Raw genomic sequence first — 2544 nt, forward strand, 5'->3', positions numbered from 1 at the left:
CGGCCTGCTGGATGCGCAATCCGCCGCCAGCCCGCCAGATGGCGGCCTGCTGCCGCGCGCCATCGTCGCCGCGGCCGCGCCGGGCGGCGCGCTGCATGCGCTGTTCGACGCGGTGGAGCGCCCGCAGGCCGCGGTGCGCGACCGGCTGACGCACGACATGTGGGCGGCGCTGGCCCAGCTGGGCCAGGAAGGCCGCGCCAAGCTGGCGGCATCCAGCATCGGGCTGGATGCGCTGGCCGAGGCCTCCACCGCGATCATCCGCGCCTGCACCAACCTCTCGGGCCTGGCGGCGGAGAACATGGTGCGCGGCGGCGCCTGGATGTTCCTCGACCTCGGCCGGCGGGTGGAGCGCGCCCAGGCGATTGCCCGCAATGTCGGCCAGGCGCTGAGCGAGCCGCCGGGCCGCATCGAGGCCGGGCTGCGCCTGGCACTGGAGCTCTGCGATTCCACGCTCACCTACCGCGCGCGCTACCTGGGCGCTGTGCAGCCCGCGCCGGTGCTGGACCTGGTACTGGCCGACCCGTCCAACCCGCGTGCTTTGGGCTTCCAGCTGGCCGCCGTGGCGGAGCGCCTGGCGGAGATCGGGGAGGCGGAGGACCGGCTGGCCGCCACCGCCGCCGTGCTGGCCGCCCGGCCCCAGGCCCTGGTGGACGAGGTGCTGCTGGCGCCCGACCGCGATGCCGCGGCCGCCGAGCTGCCCGACGCGCTCTTCGCGCTGGAGGACGAGATCGGCGCGCTGTCGGACGCCGTCGCGCGGCGCTACGTCTCCCATGTGCGCGCCCGCGTGCTGGGCGAGGCCGAGCCGGAGGCGGGGGAGTGACCCATCCGCTGACCCCGCGCATGACCCGCTACGCGCTGCGCCACGCCACGCTCTATCGCTACGCCACGCCGGTGGACCTGGCCGCGCACCTGCTGCACCTGACGCCGCGCGTGCTGCCCGGGCAGTCGGTGGATGCCATGTCGCTGGAGGTCACGCCGGCGCCGGCGCACCGCACCGAAGGCTCCGACCATTTCGGCAACGGCGTGTCCTGGCTGTCCATCGAGGCGCCGCATGCCAGCCTGGAGGTGGTGCTGGAGGCGGTGGTGGAGGTCGGCTTCGCGCCGCCGCCCCCGCCCGACACGAGCATGCCGTGGGAGGCCGTGCGCGACGCCACCGGCCGGCCGGACGGGTTCGAGGCCACGGAATTCGCCCTGCCCAGCGCTCAGGCCCCGGCCGATCCCGGCGCCGGCGCCTATGCCGCGGGCAGCTTTCCGCCGGGGCGCCCGGTGCTGGCCGGTCTGCTGGAACTGACCGCCCGCATCAAGCGAGACTTCGCCTTCAAGCCGGGCGTGACGACGATCGCCACGCCGGTCTCCCAGGTGCTGGCGGGGCGCGCCGGCGTCTGCCAGGACTTCGCGCATCTGATGATCGCGGGCCTGCGCGCGCTCGGCCTGCCGGCGCGCTATTGCTCGGGCTACGTCCGCACCCGCCCGCCGCCCGGCCAGAAGCGCCGCCAGGGCGCGGACCAGAGCCATGCCTGGGTGGGCTGCTGGCTCGGCCCGGGTGCGGGTTGGGTGGACCTCGATCCCACCAACGACCTGGTGGTGCGCGACGAGCATGTGCTGCTGGGCTGGGGCCGCGACTATGCCGACATCAGCCCGGTGCAGGGCATCCTGCTGGGTGGCGGCAAGCAGACGCTGGAGGTCAGCGTGGACCTGGTGGAGGCCTGACCGTCGCGGCCGGCCGCGGATTCCGCTGGACGTGCGTGCGGCCTGCGGTTTTCAGTATAGGAATGTCGTCCTTGGCTGCGGCTGGACGACGTCGCTCCTTGAAGCCGTCCATCCGATCCACGCCGCGAAATCCTTCATCGCCCTCCCCCGTCTTGCGGGGGAGGGTCGGGGTGGGGGCGCGACCGCCCCGACCAGATCGGCACCATCGAGCGGCCCTCGCGGGCCAGACTGCCGAATTTGTCCGAAGCCATTGCAGACCAGCGCCGGCGTAACGCGCCAAAGCGGCAAAGCGCCAAAGCGGTAAAGTCGCCGCCGCCTATTCGATGCGGATGTTCGCCCGCCGCGGCACCGCCGACCACTGCTCCACCTGGGCCAGGTAGAAGGTGCCCCACTCCGCCCGCGTCATGGGCGCCGGGATCAGGCCGAGGTCGCGCAGCTTCGGCGCCACCTCCGGCATCGCCGCCACCTGCGCGAAGGCGGCGTGCAGCCGGTCCAGCGCCGCCGGCGGCGCGGCGCGCGGCGCGATCACACCGAACCAGCTGTCGGCCTGCAGCGCCGGCACGCCGAGTTCCGCGAAGCTCGGCACCTCCGGCAGCAGCGGGCTGCGCGTCGGGCTGGTGACGGCCAGCGCGCGCAGGCGTCCGCCGCGCACATGCTCCGCCACCTCCAGCACGTTGCTGACCATGAAGTCGAGCCGGCCGGCGATGAGGTCCGTCTGGCCCTGCGGCCCGCTGCGATACGGCACGTGTTCCAGCGTGAGGCCCAGCGCCTCCTTCATGATCTGGTGCGCGGGCTGCCAGCCGGCCAGCGCGGCGCTGCCGGTCTGCAGCGGCT

3 protein-coding genes are annotated in these 2544 nt (G+C 74.1%); 2 read left to right on the forward strand and 1 reads right to left on the reverse strand.

Annotated elements, in window-relative coordinates; all coding sequences use genetic code 11:
• Both OZN99_RS29540 and OZN99_RS29545 read left to right on the forward strand, forming a co-directional pair.
• A partial coding sequence (locus tag OZN99_RS29540; protein ID WP_270938790.1) for an alpha-E domain-containing protein occupies positions 1-820 on the forward strand: 820 nt, incomplete at its 5' end.
• A complete protein-coding gene (locus OZN99_RS29545) occupies positions 817-1710 on the forward strand; it encodes a transglutaminase family protein (protein WP_333779785.1) in 894 nt (297 codons plus the stop codon). The genes OZN99_RS29540 and OZN99_RS29545, both read left to right, overlap by 4 nt.
• 316 nt (positions 1711-2026) lie before the next feature.
• Here OZN99_RS29545 and OZN99_RS29550 read toward each other — a convergent pair.
• The coding region (locus OZN99_RS29550; protein WP_270938791.1) for a Bug family tripartite tricarboxylate transporter substrate binding protein at positions 2027-2544 on the reverse strand (518 nt) is incomplete at its 5' end.

It is taken from the genome of Falsiroseomonas oryzae (genome assembly GCF_027856955.1).
Classification (GTDB): Bacteria; Pseudomonadota; Alphaproteobacteria; order Acetobacterales; family Acetobacteraceae; genus Falsiroseomonas; species Falsiroseomonas oryzae.